Source organism: Pseudoxanthomonas sacheonensis, from assembly GCF_031455975.1.
In the GTDB taxonomy this organism is placed as follows: Bacteria; Pseudomonadota; Gammaproteobacteria; order Xanthomonadales; family Xanthomonadaceae; genus Pseudoxanthomonas_A; species Pseudoxanthomonas_A sacheonensis_A.
The window spans coordinates 846218-861340 of record NZ_JAVDTT010000002.1 but is presented as its reverse complement, the minus strand read 5'-3'; the positions used below and the strand labels follow the sequence as shown (position 1 = coordinate 861340).

Genomic DNA, 15123 nt, shown 5'->3' with positions numbered 1-15123 from the left:
CGTCGCAAGCCATCCTCTACAATATCGCGATGACGACTCAGCTCCCGTCCCGCCCTTTCGATATCGCCATCATCGGCGGCGGTGCGGGGGGCGTACTCACGGCCATCCATGCGTTGCATTTGGCCGACGCCGGCATCCGCATCGTGTTGATCGAACCCACCGCGCGGCTGGCGCAAGGCGTGGCCTACGCCACCACCCATGCCGAACATCTGCTCAACGTACCGGCACGGAGAATGAGCGCGTTCGACGACAAGCCGGACGATTTCGTGGATTTTCTGGTGGCGCGCGAAGGCGAGCACGCGCGCGACGCGATCGCGGTGTCGTACGCGCAGCGCAGGCACTACGGCGATTACCTGCGCGATCGCCTGCAGCGTGCGCGCGAAACCACTTCCGCGCATTTCGAAGTGCTGCAGGATAGGGTGACCGGCCTGGACGACGCCGACGGCGTACTGCGGCTGGAACTCGAATCGGGCAGCGCGATCCGCGCCCGCGGCATGGTGATGGCGGTCGGCAACAATCCCAAACCCTTGCCCGCCCGCGGCGCATCCGGATTGCCTAGACATTCGGTTCTGGAAGCCTGGGACTTCGATGCGATCAAGCAGATACCCGCCGATGCGGAAATCTGCATCGCCGGTTCCGGGTTGAGCATGGTCGACACGGTGCTGAGTCTGGTCGCCAACGGCCATCGCGGCCGCGTGCACGTGCTGTCGCGGCACGCGCTGCTGCCGCTTGCGCACACCAAGCATGCGGTGGCCGATTTCGATGCCGGGGCGCTGCTGGCGATGCCGTTGCGCCAGCGCATGCACGTCCTGCGAAAAGCGGCCAGCGAGGCGGACCGGCAGGGATTGCCATGGCAGGCGGTGATGGAAAGCGCGCGTCCGCTGGTGCAGAACCTGTGGCGCACGCTCTCGCACGACGACCAGCGGCGTTTCCTGCGGCACGCGGTGCGCTACTGGGACGTGCACCGCCACCGCATCGCGCCGCAAGTGCATGCACAACTCGAAGCGCTGCAGGCCAGCGGCCAGCTACGTCTGCACCGCGGCCGCCTGCAGACGGTGAACCGCGAAGGGGAGCGCATCCGTGTCACCTTGATGATGCGCGACCGGCGCACGCAGGAACTCGATGTGGACCGCATCGTCAACGCCACCGGCGTGGAGATGCGCGCGCAATTGATGCGCAATCCGCTGCTTTCCGATCTTCTGGGCAAAGGCAACGCCCGGCCCGGTCCGCACGGCATCGGCATCGACACCGCCAGCGACGGCGATGTGGTCAATGCCGAAGGCGAAGCGCTGCCCGACGTCATCGTGGTCGGCAGCCTCCGCATCGGCCGGCTGTGGGAAAGCATCGCCGTGCCCGAGTTGCGTGGGCAGGCGGAGAACGCCGCGCGACGGCTGTTGGCGCTTCCGCAGGTGCCGGTAGGAGCGACGTCCCCCAAGGGGACTTCCTTCTGGGCGTAAGTCGCGAAACGTTCAACCCGGAGAATTTAGGAATCGGGAGCTTCGCGACTTGCGTCGCTCCTACAGCAGCCGGCTCCTACAAGGGCGCGGCGAGGGCCTGCAGAGCAAGGTGCAACTGCGCATCGGGCGGCAGATCGACCGGCAGCACCACGACATCGTCCTCGGCGGCGGGCTCCTCCAGCGTGGCGAACTGGCTGTCGAGCAGCGCCACCGGCATGTAGTGGCCGCTACGCGCGCGCATGCGCTGGCCGATCAGCGCCGCCTCGCCGTGCAGAAACAGGAACCGCAGCGGCAGTCCCGTGCCGCGCAGCACGTCGCGGTGCAGGCGGCGCAGTCCGGAGAAGGCAAGGCTCACGCGCGCGCCGTCGGCCACGCGGCGTTGCAGGTCGGCGGCGATACGCGCCGCCCACGGCTGGCGCATCTCGTCGGTCAGCGGCTTGCCTGCGGCCATCAACGCCCTGGCCTCGTCGCTGTGGAAATCGTCGGCGTCGAGGAAGGTCGCCTCCCATGCGTCGGACAACGCGCGCGCCAGCGTGGTCTTGCCGCTGCCGGACACGCCCATCACCACGGCCACGCGCACCTCGCTCATGCCGGCCCCGCTTCACTCGGTAGTTCCACGCGGACCCGGTAGCGACGCCCGGCTTCGATGCCGGAGAAGGCATCGCCTTCCAGCCATTGGCCATCGACTGCGACGCGGGTTTCGGTGCGGCCGGCGACGCGTTCGATCTCCACTTCGAACTCGGCATCGCGGAACCGCCGCCAGGCGCGCGCGCGCGGCCAGTGCGAGGGCAGCTGCGGCGCGATCCGCAGCGTCTGGCCGTCGCCGCGCAGGCCGAACAGTTCCTCCACCAGGCAGCGGTACATCCACGCCGCAGTGCCGGTGTTGAACAGCTGGCTGGAGCGGCCGGCGGTGCGCGGATGCAGGCGCCAGGCGCCGCGGTAGTAGTTGGGCACGAACACCGGCAGCTGTCCGCGCCGCACGCAGTCCTCCGGGTCCGGTCCGGACAGCATTGCGCGCAGCACGTTCCAGGCGCGATCCCCTTCGCCGACCTTGTACAGGCTGTGCAGATAGAAGGCGGCGGCGTGGTTGTAGACCGCGCCGTTTTCGGCCGAACCGGGGAATTTCTGGGTCAGCCGGCCGACGTCTTCGCGCATGCCGGTGTAGGGCGGGTCGAGCATGGCCACGCCGTACGGCGAAACCAACTGCGCGTCGACCGCGACCAGCATCCGCGCGCGGCGCGGCGCGTCGGCGGCGCCGCTGAGCATGGCCCAGCTCTGCGGGTTGAGGTAGATGCGGCCTTCGCTATCGGCGCGTACGCCGAACGCCACGCCATCGTCGGTGATGCCGCGACCGTACCAGTCGCCATCCCACAAGTGGGCGTTGACCGCGGCATTGAGCGCTTCGGCGCCGGCTTCGAAGCGCACGGCTTGCGCGGTGCGTCCGCTGCGTGCGCAGACCGCGGCCCATAGGCGCAGCGCATGCGCGCTGGCCAGCGACAGCCAGCCGGACACGCCCCGTCCCTTCCAGCCGACCATGTTCATCGGATCGCACCAGTCGCCCTGGGCGATGTAACTGAGCCCGCGGGCGTCGCGCGCCTGCAGCAGCCAATCCATCGCCCGGTCGATGCGTTCGGCGACGCTGGCCGTATCGCCCTCGCGGTCCGTCACCGCTGTCTCGAGCAGAGCGTCGTCGCCGGTTTCGTCCAGGTAGGCTTGCAGGCACACCGGCAGCCATACGCAGTGATCGGTATGCGGCACCTGGTTGATGTACTTCAGCTCCGCGCCTTCGATCAGCAGGATGCCGTCGGGCATCGCCCCGCTAGGCTCCTGCTGCGACAGCGCGTGCAGGAAGGCCGCCCGCGCCATCCGCGGCCGCAGATAGGCCATGCCCATGTGGTCCTGCAGATAGTTGCGGGTCTGCGGATCGGTGGTCAGACGGTTGCAATCGCCGTGGTAATAGACCTGCCGCGGCAGCCAATGGTTGGCGAAGTCGTCCAGCCACGGATCCGGGGTCTCGATCCGCAGACAGCCGCGGCCCTCGTCCAGGTAGGAAGCGTGGGCCGCGGCGGCGGCGGCGAAACCCTCCTCTGACAAATAGCGCGCGCGCAGCGCGGCGGTCTCGGCGTCGTCGCGGACCGGGGCGAAGACGAAACGGAAGGTTTCCTCGCCCTCCGCCGCCAGGACGACGCGGTACTGCAACACCGCCGCCGGCGTCTCGTACAGCGCATCGCCGCCGGCCAACCGCTCACACGCGGTGATGGCGGTCGGTGCGTTCAATCCGCCCTCGCCCTCGAATCCGGCCTGGTTCGCTTCCCAGGCATCGGGCTTGCGCTCGTGCAGCAGCACGGTACGGTCCTTGAATTCGCGTTGCCGGAAGTAGTCGGCCACCTTCTGGTACGGAGCGACGCTGTCGCAGACGATCCCACCCAGGTCCGCGCGATAGCGGCCGGACTGGTTCATCCACGACAGGTAGCCGACCGGGAAGTACGGGTACAGGCTGATCCGGCGCGGGCGGCCGGAGCGGTTGCGCACGCGCACGGTCCACAGTTCGGCCACGTCTTCCAGCGGCAACCGCACCGACAACTCCACCTCGATGCCGTCGCACTGCACCGTCCAGGCGACGTCGCCCTGACCGACCGAGAAGGCGAACACTTCTGGCGCGCGATTCACCGGCGCGTGCGGCGCGGAGAACAGCAGGCCGCCGTCCTCGTCCTTGACGTAACAGAAGCGGCCGGGATGGTGAGCGTAGTACGGCTGCTCCGGCTGCATGAAACTCTTGGCTTCCAGCGTCGGCGCATGCGCGTACTTGGCCGGCTCCGGCTGCATGAACTGCGCGGTGGCGTAACCACGGCAGTTCAGCTGCAGCAGCATCCGCCGGTTCCACAGGAAGGTGGAGGCCTGTGGCATCGCAGTGGGACTGTTCAGGACGAAGCGCCGGCCCTGCTCCTGAAAGCCATAGGGAAGGCCGGCGTCGACAACAGCGCTCATGCCGGCATTTCCCGCCGCGCCTGCAGTTCCGCCTCGACCCGCGCCAACGCGGCGTCATCCAGCGGATAGGCCCGCATCACCCACACCGCGATCAGCGCCACCACGCCCGGGATCACGGTCAGCAGCAGCACGATGCCCAGGCGTGACGCGTCCGACTGAGCCTGGTTGGCGACGTAGCCCATCGCCGCCAGCATCCAGGCGATCGCGGCCGACGCGACCGCACCGCCCAGCTTCTGCGAGAACGTCGCGGCGGCGAAGGTCATCGCGGTGGCGCGGCGCCCGGTCTTCCACTCGGTGTAGTCGGCGCAGTCCGCATACATCGAGAACGCCAGCGGCGACTTCGGCCCGAGCAGCAGCCCGACCAGGGTATTGAGCGCGAACGTCACCCAGATCTGCTCCTTGGGCACGAAATACATCGCGCAGCTGATCACGCCGACCCCGGCCATCAGTCCCATCATCAGCCGCCGCTTGTCCACCAGGCGGGTCAGCAGCGGCGTCAGCGCAGCGCCGATGGCCAGCGCCACCGAGTAGCTGCCGAGAAACAGGCCGATCAACTCCGGCCGGCTTACGTAGTACTTGAGGTAGTACACCAGCGAGCCGCTGCGCATCACGATCGTCACCATGATCACCAGCGCCAGCACGAACAGCACCAGCCAAGGCTTGTTGCCCAGCAGGTCGAGCACATCCTGGCGCATCGTGCTGCGCTGCTGCGGCGGCGGCTCGATCCGCTCGCGGGTGTTGGCGAACACCGCCACGAAGGTGGCGATCGCCACCACCCCGTACAGGGCCATGGTCAGCTGCCAGCCCAGCTGCTCGTCGCCGCGGCCGAGCCAGCGCACCAGATCCAGGGTCAGCCAGTTGACCAGGGTGGTGCCGGCGAAGGCGGCGATGAAACGGAAACTGATCAGGGTGGTGCGTTGCTGGCTGTCGGCGGTCATGACCCCGGACAACGCCGAGTACGGCATGCTCAGCACGGTGTAGACGAACATCATCAGGGTGAAGGTGGCATAGGCCCACAGCAGGCGCCCGCCGCCGCCCAAGTCCGGGACCGTCCAGGTCAGCACGCCGGTGATCGCAAGCGGTACCGCGGCGAACAGCAGGTACGGCCGGAAGCGGCCCCAGCGGGTACGGGTGCGATCGGCGATCGCGCCCATAAACGGGTCGGCCACCGCATCGGCCAGTTTGGTCACCAGCATCATTGTGCCGACCGCGCCGGCGGCCAGGCCCATCACATCGGTGTAGAAGATCAGCAGGAAGGCCGAGATGTTGGCCCAATAAAGGTTGAAGCCGAAGTCGCCGATGCCGTAGCTGATCTTCTCGCGCAACGGCAGGCGCGCATCGGCGGCGGCCGCGCGCTTGTTGCCGGCTTGCGCCATGTCCTGGTCCTGCGTCATGCCTTCGCCTCGGAAGACCGGCATGTCGGCGCACCTCGCGCGCATGCACCGGGTGCTTGACAGCATTGTCAGCTTGCCGCCATCGCGCGGTGCAGGCAAGCGGGCGGTCTATGCGGTGCGGGCACGGCATACACTCACAGACTCGAGGTGTGGAGCGCCGCTGTGGTTTCCAGTTGGATCCTGCTCTTGGTATCGATCGGCTATGCCGCGCTGCTGTTCGGCGTGGCGTGGTGGGGCGACCGGCGCCCGATGTATCCGGATCGCCCCTGGTTGCGCCCGGTGGTCTACAGCCTGGCGCTGGCGGTGTACTGCTCTTCATGGACGTTCTACGGCGCGGTGGGCAGCGCGGTGCGCAACGGCATCGGTTATCTGCCGATCTATCTGGGTCCGCTGCTGCTGCTGCTGTTCGGCTGGCGCATCATCGAACGGCTGGCCCTGATCGCCCGCAGCCAGAACACCGTCTCCATCGCTGACTTCATTTCCTCGCGCTACGGCCGCTCGCGCCGGCTGGCGGCGCTGGTCACGGTGATCGCACTGATCGGTGTGATCCCCTACCTGGCTTTGCAGTACAAGGCGGTGGCACTGAGCCTTGGCGTACTGACCGGCCAGGATGCGCAGAACACCGGTTTCTTCACCGATCCCGCTTTGTACGTCGCCTTGCTAATGGCGCTGTTCGCCGCGCTGTTCGGCACGCGGCAAGTGGACGCCACCGAGCACCACCACGGCATGATGCTGGCCATCGCGCTGGAGTCGGTGGTAAAGCTGGTGGCGATCGTGATCGTGGGCGTATTCGCCTACGTGTGGCTGGGCGGCCAGGTCCTGCACGTGGAACAGTCCGCGCGAACCTTGTTCGAGAACGCGCCACCGGTGGGTTTCTTCACCCAGACCCTGCTCGGGTTCCTGGCCATCGTCTGCCTGCCGCGCCAGTTTCACGTGGCGGTGGTGGAATGCAGCGACGTCGGCGACATCCGCAAGGCGCGCTGGCTGTTCGGCATCTATCTGGTGCTGATCTCGGTGATGGTGGTGCCGATCGCCGCCGCGGGCGTGTCGATGTTCGGCAGCGGCAGCGGAATAGCCAGCGATACCTTCGTGCTGGCGTTGCCGCTGACCGCCGGCAACAACGCGTTGGCCCTGGTGGCGTACATCGGCGGATTCTCGGCGGCCACCGGCATGGTGATCGTGGCCAGCATCGCCCTGGCCACCATGGTCAGCAACGATCTGGTGATGCCGGTGCTGCTGCGGCGCGGCTGGGCCGAACGTCATGCCGAGGCCGACGTCGCCTCGCGCGTGCTGTGGATACGCCGCTTCGCGATCCTGATGCTGGCGTTGTGCGCCTATGCCTACTACCGCACCAGCAGCAACGACAATTCGCTGGCGTCGTACGGGCTCATCGCTTTCGCGGCGGTCGCGCAGTTCGCGCCCGGATTGATCGGCGGCCTGTACTGGCGCGGCGCCAGCCGGCGCGGGGTGGAAATCGGCATGCTGGTCGGCTTCGCCACCTGGATCTATACGCTGCTGCTGCCGACCCTGTCGGCCTCCGGCTGGTTGGGGCCGGAATGGCTGCGGACCGGACCGTACGAGATCCACTGGCTGCGCCCCCAGCAGCTGTTCAACCTCACCGGCTGGGATCCGCTGACCCATGGCACGTTCTGGTCGTTGCTGCTCAACACGGGCGTGATGATGTTGGTGTCGGCACGCTGGCGCCCCAGCGTGGACGAACGCCTGCGCATCGCGCCGTTCCTCGATCCGTATGCGCAGCGGCAGGCGCTGGTAGCCAGCGAATGGCCGGGCAACGTACGCGTGTCGGATCTGCTGTCGCTGGCCGAGCGCATCGTCGGCGAGCGCCACGCGCGGCGCGCCTTCGCCGAGCAGGCTACGACGCTGCAACGCGAACTGCAGCCCGCCGCCGCCGCCGATCGCGCCTGGGTGCAGTTCACCGAACGGCTGCTGGCCGCGGCCATCGGCGCGGCCTCGGCACGTCTGGTGTTGACCAGCGTGCTGCGCGGCTCGGGTATGGAACTGGGCGAAGTGGTGGCGGTGCTGGATGAGGCCGGACAGGAGCTGCGCTTCAATCGCGAGATCCTTTCCACCACCCTGGAAAACATCAGTTCGGGCGTGAGCGTGGTCGATCCGGACATGCGTCTGGTGGCCTGGAACCGCCGCTACCAGGTGATGTTCGGCTATCCGCAAGGCATGCTCTACGTGGGTCGTCCGGTGGCCGATTTGATCCGCTACAACGCCGAACGCGGCGAGCTGGGCGGCGGCGAGCTGGAAGAACAGATCGCCAAGCGCATCAGCTATATGCGCGTCGGTTCGCCGCACATCTTCGAACGCGTGCGCAGCGACGGCAGCGTGATCGAGATGCGCGGCCAGGCGCTACCGGGTGGTGGTTACGTCACCAGCTACAACGACATCACCGACTTCAAGCGCGCCGAGAACGCATTGCTGGAAGCCAACGAGAATCTGGAGCAACGCGTGGCCGACCGCGGGCGCGAAGCCGAGGCCGCGCAACAGTCGAAGACGCGCTTCCTGGCCGCGATCAGCCACGACGTGCTGCAGCCGCTGAACGCGGCGCGGCTGTTCACCTCGGCGCTGCGCGACAGCGACGAACCGGCCGAACAACGCCACTTGGCCGAGCGTGTCGACGCTTCCTTGCGCGCAGCGGAGGAGCTGCTGGACGGCCTGCTGGATGTCTCGCGCCTGGATGCGGGGGGCATGCACACCGAGATCAGCGATTTCGACGCCGGCGCGCTGTTGCGCGAACTCGCTTCGCAATACGTGCCGGTCGCCGCCGGTCGCGGTCTCGATCTGCGGGTGCACGCCTCTGCGCGACCTGTACGCAGCGATCGCCGGCTACTGCGCCGCGTGCTGCAGAACTTCATCGCCAATGCGCTGCGCTACACCCGAAGCGGCCGCATCGTGCTGGGCATCCGCCTGCGCGGACAGAACCTGGAACTGCAGGTCTGGGATACCGGCCCCGGCATTCCCGAGCACCACATGCGCCAGATCTTCGACGAATTCCATCGCTATCCGCAGCCCTTCGACTGGGGCGAACAGGGACTGGGGTTGGGGCTATCCATCTGCCAACGCATCTCGCGCCTGCTCGGCCACGACCTGGACGCGCGCAGCCGGGTCGGCCGCGGCAGCATGTTCTCGATCACGGTGCCGCGCGCGGCAGCCGCTGCCGACGCCGTTCTTGAGACCGCACCCTCGCTGCGCGCCCCGGATTCCCTGGCGGGGTTGCGCGTGCTGTGCGTGGACAACGACCAGGAAATCTTGGATGGCATGCGCGCGCTGCTGGGTCGCTGGCAGGTGGAAGTGATCACGGCGGCCACCGTGGACGAGGCCTTGCAGAAGATCGATCAGGCGCCGGCGGTGATGCTGGTCGACTACCACCTCCACGACCGGATGGATGGTCTGGAAACCCTGGACGCTCTGCGGACCGCCAGCGCGACGCCGATCACCGGCGCGCTGCTGACCGCCGACGGCCGCGACGAGCTCAAGCAACGCGCGCGCGATCGTGGTTACCGGCTGCTGACCAAACCGGTGAAACCAGCCTCGTTGCGGGCGTTCCTGGCTGCGCACCACCAGACGCTCGCGGTGTGAGCGGCGTTCGCTAGGCGTCGACCCGGGAGCGCGCGGCGTAAGGCGAACGCTGCGGAATTTTCGCCACTTCGATGCAGTCGCGGCCCTTGCGCTTGGCTGCGTACAGGGCGGCGTCCGCGGCGCTGATCCAGTCGGTCACGTTGGCGATCGAATGATTGATTTCGGACAGGCCGATGCTGACGGTGCATCTGAGATCGATGCCGGGAAACACATAGGCCGCGACCTGCCTGCGCAGGCGTTCGGCGGCGACGATGGCTTCTTCCCAGCGGGTTTCGGGCATGACGATGCCGAACTCGTCGCCGCCGTAACGTCCGCCGGTGTCCATGTCGCGCAGGCAGGCTTTCATCAGGCGCGCGAATTCCTCGATCACCGCGTCGCCCACGGTATGGCCGTAGCCGTCGTTGATCTGCTTGAAGTAATCGATGTCGATCATGATCAGCACGGCCGGCCGCCCCGCACGCACGAAGCGGTTGAACTCCACGTTGGCCGCGTACTGCCATTGCTGCCGGTTCATCAGGCCGGTGGCGGCGTCGAAGCGCGAGGTCTTCTCGAACATGCGTTTCTGGCGCAGCGTCTGCTGCGCCAGCAGACGGCTGGCCGCGCCGATCGCCAGCGGATACACGATCAGCAACGGCAGGCAGGCCAGCATGGTGCGGAAAGTGGTGTACGGCTCGAAGCGGAAACCCATGAAGGCGCTGCTGACCAGACACGTCAACGCCATCAGCGCCAGGTTCTTGGCGCCGAAGCGGCGGCCGCCGACGATCACCTTGTCCATGGTCAACATCACCGCCAGCAGTACGCTGGGCAGGGTGTCGAAGGCCATCACCGCGATCCAGAAGCCGCCGAACGCCGCGTCGGTCAGCAAGTTGCGGTATTCGGCCTGAATCGGGTCGCGGCTGCGCAGGACATGCACGTAAGCCAGGTGCGGCCAAACCAGGCCGTCGAACACCAACAACGCCCATAACCAAGGGGCGGCGCCGTGCTCCTGCATGACCGCGGCCACGCACAGCACGCCGATCGCCAGCCCGACGGCGCGCATCGGGTACAGGCGTCTGCCGAAGCTGGTGCGGCGGGATTCACCACGATCGCTGTCCATCACCGCCTATCCGGAAAGCCGGCACGCACCAAGCGGGCCCCATCGCACCATCGTAGCGCGGCCAAGCAGGCAACTCAGGTGCGATCTGTGACCAGCGCTGCATTTCCACGTCCGCCGTACGCCCGCCGATGTACAGCGAGAGGCGCGTTCAGTCCTGCTCTTCCGGCGGCAGCACCATGGCCTCGGGATCGACTGACAGGCGCCCGGCCATCAACACGGCCTGAGTGCGGTTGGTGACGCCCAGTTTACGCAGGACCGCAGTGACGTGCGCTTTGATGGTGGCTTCGGACACGCCCAGATCGTAGGCGATCTGTTTGTTCAAACGGCCCGCGCCCAACATCTGCAGGACCCGGAACTGCTGCGGAGTGAGCTCGCGTAGGCGCTGGGCCACCTCGTATTCGTCGCGGCCGATACCGGGCGCGGCGAGCGCTTCCGGCGGCGCCCAGCGTTCGCCCTCCAACACCAGGCCGATCGCTTCGCCGATCGTTTCCGATGCGGCCGATTTGGGAATGAAACCCAAGGCGCCGTGATCCAGCGCACGGCGCATCACGCTGGGCTCCTCGCGCGCCGACACCACCACCACCGGCAGCTGCGGATGCAGGACGCGCAAATGCACCAAAGCGTTGAAGCCCTGCGCGCCCGGCATGTTGAGATCCATCAGCAGCAGATCGGCATCGGGATGCGCATCGACCAACGCATAGAGTGCATCGACGCTGTCGGCTTCGTGCAGCTTCACTCCCGGCATCACCCGCTGCACCGCGCCGCGCAGGGCTTCGCGGAACAACGGATGGTCGTCGGCGATGAGCAGGGTAGTCATGGGCTTTTGCAAATCCGCTGAGTCGATTCCCTTGCATCGTCATCCCAGCGAATGCTGAGATCCATTTTGATCTTCGCTTGTTTCGACCGACACAAAGTCAAAATAAAGATGGATCCCAGCATTCGCTGGGATGACGACGGAAGGGTCGTAGCGGATCGCATCTTCAAGGTCTATTTCACCTTGCGCTCTGCCACCAAGGATTCCACCACCGAAGGATCGGCCAGCGTGGAGGTATCGCCCAGCTGATCCGGCGCGTTCTCGGCGATCTTGCGCAGGATGCGGCGCATGATCTTGCCCGAACGCGTTTTCGGCAGACCTGGCGCCCATTGCAGATGATCGGGCGAGGCGATCGGTCCGATCTCCTTGCGCACCCAGGCCACCAGCTCTTTCTGCAGTTCGTCGGTCTGGGCTTCGCCCGCGATCAAGGTGACGTAGGCGTAGATGCCCTGGCCCTTGATGTCGTGCGGGAAGCCGACCACGGCGGCCTCGGCCACCTTCGGATGCGAAACCAATGCGCTTTCCACTTCGGCGGTGCCGATACGGTGGCCGCTGACGTTGATCACATCGTCGACGCGACCGGTGATCCAGTAGTAACCGTCTTCGTCGCGACGGCAGCCGTCGCCGGTGAAATAGGTACCCGGATAAGTGCGGAAATAGGTGTCTATGAAACGTGGATGGTCTCCATAGACGCTGCGCATCTGCCCGGGCCAGGAATCGAGCAGCACCAGGTTGCCCTCCGCTGCGCCTTCCAGGAATTCGCCATTGGCGTCGACCAGCGCCGGACGCACGCCGAAGAAAGGCAGCGTGGCCGAACCGGGCTTGAGGTCGATGGCGCCGGCCAGCGGGGTGATCAGGATGCCGCCGGTTTCGGTCTGCCACCAGGTGTCGACGATGGGGCAGCGCGAATCGCCTACGACTTCGTAGTACCAGCGCCAGGCTTCGGGGTTGATCGGTTCGCCGACGCTGCCGAGCAGGCGCAGCGAACTGCGCGAGGTCTTCTTCACCGGCGCTTCGCCTTCGCGCATCAGCGCGCGAATCGCGGTCGGCGCCGTGTAGAAGATCGTGACCCGGTGCTTGTCGATCACCTCCCAGAAGCGCGACACGTTCGGGTAGTTGGGCACGCCTTCGAACATCACCGCGGTGGCGCCGTTGGCCAGCGGCCCGTAGACGATGTAGCTGTGGCCGGTGACCCAGCCCACGTCGGCGGTGCACCAGTAGATGTCGTCTTCGCGCAAGTCGAACACGGCTTCATGGGTATAACTGGCGAACAGCAGATAGCCGCCGGTGGTATGCAACACGCCTTTCGGCTTGCCGGTGGAACCGGAGGTGTAGAGGATGAACAGCGGATCTTCCGCATTCATCCGCTCGGGTTCGCATTCGGCCGGCTGGCCCTCGACTACGGCATCGAACCAGCGGTCGCGCGGCATCTGCATGTCCACCGCGCCGCCGGTATGGCGCACTACCAGCACGGTTTCCACCGTGCTGGTGCCGGGCAGTTTCAATGCCGCGTCCACATTCGCTTTCAGCGGCACCTTCTTGCCGCCGCGCAGGCCTTCGTCCGCGGTGATGATGAGCTTGCTGGCGCAGTCGGCGACGCGGTCGGCGATGGAATTGGGAGCGAAGCCGCCGAACACCACCGAGTGGATGGCGCCGATACGAGCGCAGGCCAACATCGCCACCGCGGCATCGGGGATCATCGGCAGGTAGATAGTGACCCGGTCGCCTTTCTGCACGCCCAGGTTGCGCAGCGCGTTGCCGAGCCGGCAGACGCGTTCGTACAGCTCTCGATAGCTGACGTCATAGGACGGACTGTCGGGGCTGTCGGGTTCGAACAGCAATGCGGTCTTGTCGCCGCGCGTCGCCAGCTGCCGATCCAGGCAGTTGACGCTGGCGTTCAATTCGCCATCGGCGAACCAGCGGATATGGAAATCCTTCAGGTCGTAGCTGACGTCCTTGATCTGGGTCGGCGGCTTGAACCAGTCGAGCCGGGTCGCGGCCTGTCCCCAGAATTTTTCCGGGTCTTCGATGGATGCGCGGTAGTCGCGTTCGTAGCCGTTGCGGTCGATGCGCGCCTTGGCGGCGAATTCCGGGTTGACGGGATAAAGATCGGACATGGGCCCCTCCCTGCAGACCAGTGCTGCAAGCGCTCTTGATGGTGATGGACAGGATGGTAATGGAGCAATCGGCTTCAGTCTGACGCATTCGCCGATGACGCGATGCAGCAACGTCATTAGACCATCGTCGTATCCGTGCGCATAGGCCGCCATTCATGCGGCCGCTTTCGACTAATGGCGAATAGGCGCGGCCGATGGCGGCGCGCAGTCTGCGGCGCAACCGTGCGCTCTGCGCGGCCCATCACGCATTATCGGGAGAGGGATAATGAGCAAACGCATCGCATCGATGTCGCGCCGTCCGTTGGCCGCGGCACTGTTCGTCGCGCTGATCGCGCCGGGCATGGCTTTCGCCGAAACGGCGAAGGAAAAGGAACTCGAAGCACGCATCGCCCAGCTGGAACAGCAGGTCCAGGCCTTGCTGTCTTCGCAGCAGCAGCAACAGACGGCGATCGCCGAAACCCAGACCCAGATCACCGAGGTCAAGACCGCGCAATCGGCGCCGGCCGATGGCAAGCCGCGCATCCAGACCGGCCCGATCATGCCGGGCGCCAATCCTGGAACGTCGTTCACCTACGGCGGATTCATCAAGATGGACGGCATGTACACCGATACCAGCGACGGACGCATCGCCGATGGTTCGTCGGGACGCCTGTTCTATCTGCCCAGCAGCATTCCGGTCGGCGGCCCCACCGCCGACGGCGGCGATCCGTACACCGACTACCACGCGCAGTTCTCGCGCTTCTGGTTCAGCGCCGACCACACCACCGACAAGGGCGACAAGATCAAGGCGTATATCGAAGCCGATATGTTCGGCGGCGGCAGCAACGCGCTGGCCGGCAACGAAACGGCGACCAATACCTATGCGGTTTCGCTGCGCCAGGCCTACGTGAGCTGGAACAACTGGCTGGCCGGCCAGACTTGGTCCAACTTCCAGGACGTGGCGGCGTTGCCGGACGCGGTGGACTTCGTCGGCACCACCGACGGCACCATCTTCGTGCGCCAGGCCCAGTTGCGTTACACCAAGGGACCGTGGTCGTTCTCGGCGGAAAACCCGCAGACCACCATCACCCCTTATCTCAACAACGGCGCGCGCTTCAACAGCGGGGACAACGTGGCCCCGGACATCACCGCGCGCTGGATCACCAAGGGCGACTGGGGCCATTTCACCGTCGCCGGGCTGGTGCGCCAGTTCAAGTATCTGGATGAGACCGAAACCGGCGGTGCGGTCAGCGTGTCGGGCAAGTTCAACCTGGGCAAGAGCGACGACCTCCGCTACGCGGTCAACGCCGGCAGCGGCATCGGCCGTTACCTGGCCTTCGGCCTGGGCAGCGATGTGGTGGTGGACGCCAATGGCGAACTCAACGCGCTGGATGGCTACGGCGGTTTCGTCGCCTGGCGCCATGTGTTCTCGCCCAAACTGCGCAGCAACCTGATGTATTCGGCGGCGATGTTCGATAACGACAAGGCCATCACCGGCTACGGCGTGACCGAACGCGCGCAGTCGTATCACGCCAACTTGATCTATTCGCCGTTCCCGAAACTGGATATCGGCGCCGAACTCATCTTCGGCCAGCGCGCGCTGGAGGACGATCGCGAAGGCGATCTGCGGCGCATCCACACCCACGTCAAATACAGCTTCTAACGGGGAAAC

General features: G+C 66.3%; 9 protein-coding genes. 3 read left to right on the top strand and 6 right to left on the bottom strand.

What is annotated here, in order from left to right; translation table 11 throughout:
* The first annotated feature begins 29 nt into the window (after positions 1-29).
* A complete protein-coding gene (locus J2W94_RS11050; protein ID WP_310093156.1) occupies positions 30-1457 on the top strand; it encodes an FAD/NAD(P)-binding protein in 1428 nt (475 codons plus the stop codon).
* Between the two features lie 76 nt (positions 1458-1533).
* Here the strand turns inward: J2W94_RS11050 and J2W94_RS11045 are convergent, their stop codons facing one another.
* Genes J2W94_RS11045 through J2W94_RS11035 form a run of 3 tightly spaced genes read right to left on the bottom strand, consistent with a single transcriptional unit; the run spans position 1534 to position 5821 of the window.
* Positions 1534-2046 (bottom strand): gluconokinase, encoded by a 513-nt coding sequence (locus J2W94_RS11045; protein ID WP_310093154.1) that lies wholly within the window; start codon positions 2044-2046, stop codon positions 1534-1536.
* Entirely contained in the window at positions 2043-4445 is a 2403-nt protein-coding gene (locus J2W94_RS11040; protein ID WP_310093152.1) for a GH36-type glycosyl hydrolase domain-containing protein, read from the bottom strand. Before J2W94_RS11040 ends, J2W94_RS11045 begins: the two co-directional genes overlap by 4 nt.
* The gene (locus J2W94_RS11035; RefSeq protein WP_310093722.1) at positions 4442-5821 is read right to left on the bottom strand and encodes an MFS transporter; all 1380 of its coding nucleotides are present in this window, start codon (positions 5819-5821) and stop codon (positions 4442-4444) included. Before J2W94_RS11035 ends, J2W94_RS11040 begins: the two co-directional genes overlap by 4 nt.
* Before the next feature lie 180 nt (positions 5822-6001).
* On the opposite strand from J2W94_RS11035, the gene J2W94_RS11030 reads away from it, so the two are divergent.
* Positions 6002-9445: a PAS domain-containing hybrid sensor histidine kinase/response regulator gene (locus J2W94_RS11030; RefSeq protein WP_310093149.1), complete on the top strand. Its 3444-nt coding sequence runs from the start codon at positions 6002-6004 to the stop codon at positions 9443-9445.
* Between the two features lie 10 nt (positions 9446-9455).
* Here the strand turns inward: J2W94_RS11030 and J2W94_RS11025 are convergent, their stop codons facing one another.
* The 3 genes from J2W94_RS11025 to acs form a co-directional block, all read right to left on the bottom strand.
* Positions 9456-10541 carry a diguanylate cyclase gene (locus J2W94_RS11025; RefSeq protein ID WP_310093147.1) on the bottom strand — a complete coding sequence of 362 codons (1086 nt, stop codon included), beginning with the start codon at positions 10539-10541 and terminating at the stop codon, positions 9456-9458.
* Positions 10542-10689: 148 nt separating this feature from the next.
* Positions 10690-11358 (bottom strand): response regulator transcription factor, encoded by a 669-nt coding sequence (locus J2W94_RS11020; protein ID WP_310093146.1) that lies wholly within the window; start codon positions 11356-11358, stop codon positions 10690-10692.
* A gap of 170 nt (positions 11359-11528) precedes the next feature.
* On the bottom strand, positions 11529-13472 hold the full coding sequence (gene acs / locus J2W94_RS11015) for an acetate--CoA ligase (RefSeq protein ID WP_310093144.1): 1944 nt from the start codon (positions 13470-13472) through the stop codon (positions 11529-11531).
* A 265-nt stretch (positions 13473-13737) separates the two neighbouring features.
* Here acs and J2W94_RS11010 point away from each other — a divergent pair, with 265 nt between their 5' ends.
* Positions 13738-15114, top strand: coding sequence for a DcaP family trimeric outer membrane transporter (locus J2W94_RS11010; protein ID WP_310093142.1), 1377 nt, complete (start codon positions 13738-13740; stop codon positions 15112-15114).
* Positions 15115-15123 lie beyond the last annotated feature (9 nt).

What these genes read in the sequence shown, in the direction of transcription:
- J2W94_RS11050 (WP_310093156.1), top strand. Translation starts at nt 30, where the DNA reads ATGACGACTCAGCTCCCGTCCCGCCCTTTCGATATCGCCATCATCGGC.
- J2W94_RS11045 (WP_310093154.1), bottom strand. Translation starts at nt 2,046, where the DNA reads ATGAGCGAGGTGCGCGTGGCCGTGGTGATGGGCGTGTCCGGCAGCGGC.
- J2W94_RS11040 (WP_310093152.1), bottom strand. Translation starts at nt 4,445, where the DNA reads ATGAGCGCTGTTGTCGACGCCGGCCTTCCCTATGGCTTTCAGGAGCAG.
- J2W94_RS11035 (WP_310093722.1), bottom strand. Translation starts at nt 5,821, where the DNA reads ATGGCGCAAGCCGGCAACAAGCGCGCGGCCGCCGCCGATGCGCGCCTG.
- J2W94_RS11025 (WP_310093147.1), bottom strand. Translation starts at nt 10,541, where the DNA reads ATGGACAGCGATCGTGGTGAATCCCGCCGCACCAGCTTCGGCAGACGC.
- J2W94_RS11020 (WP_310093146.1), bottom strand. Translation starts at nt 11,358, where the DNA reads ATGACTACCCTGCTCATCGCCGACGACCATCCGTTGTTCCGCGAAGCC.
- acs (WP_310093144.1), bottom strand. Translation starts at nt 13,472, where the DNA reads ATGTCCGATCTTTATCCCGTCAACCCGGAATTCGCCGCCAAGGCGCGC.
- J2W94_RS11010 (WP_310093142.1), top strand. Translation starts at nt 13,738, where the DNA reads ATGAGCAAACGCATCGCATCGATGTCGCGCCGTCCGTTGGCCGCGGCA.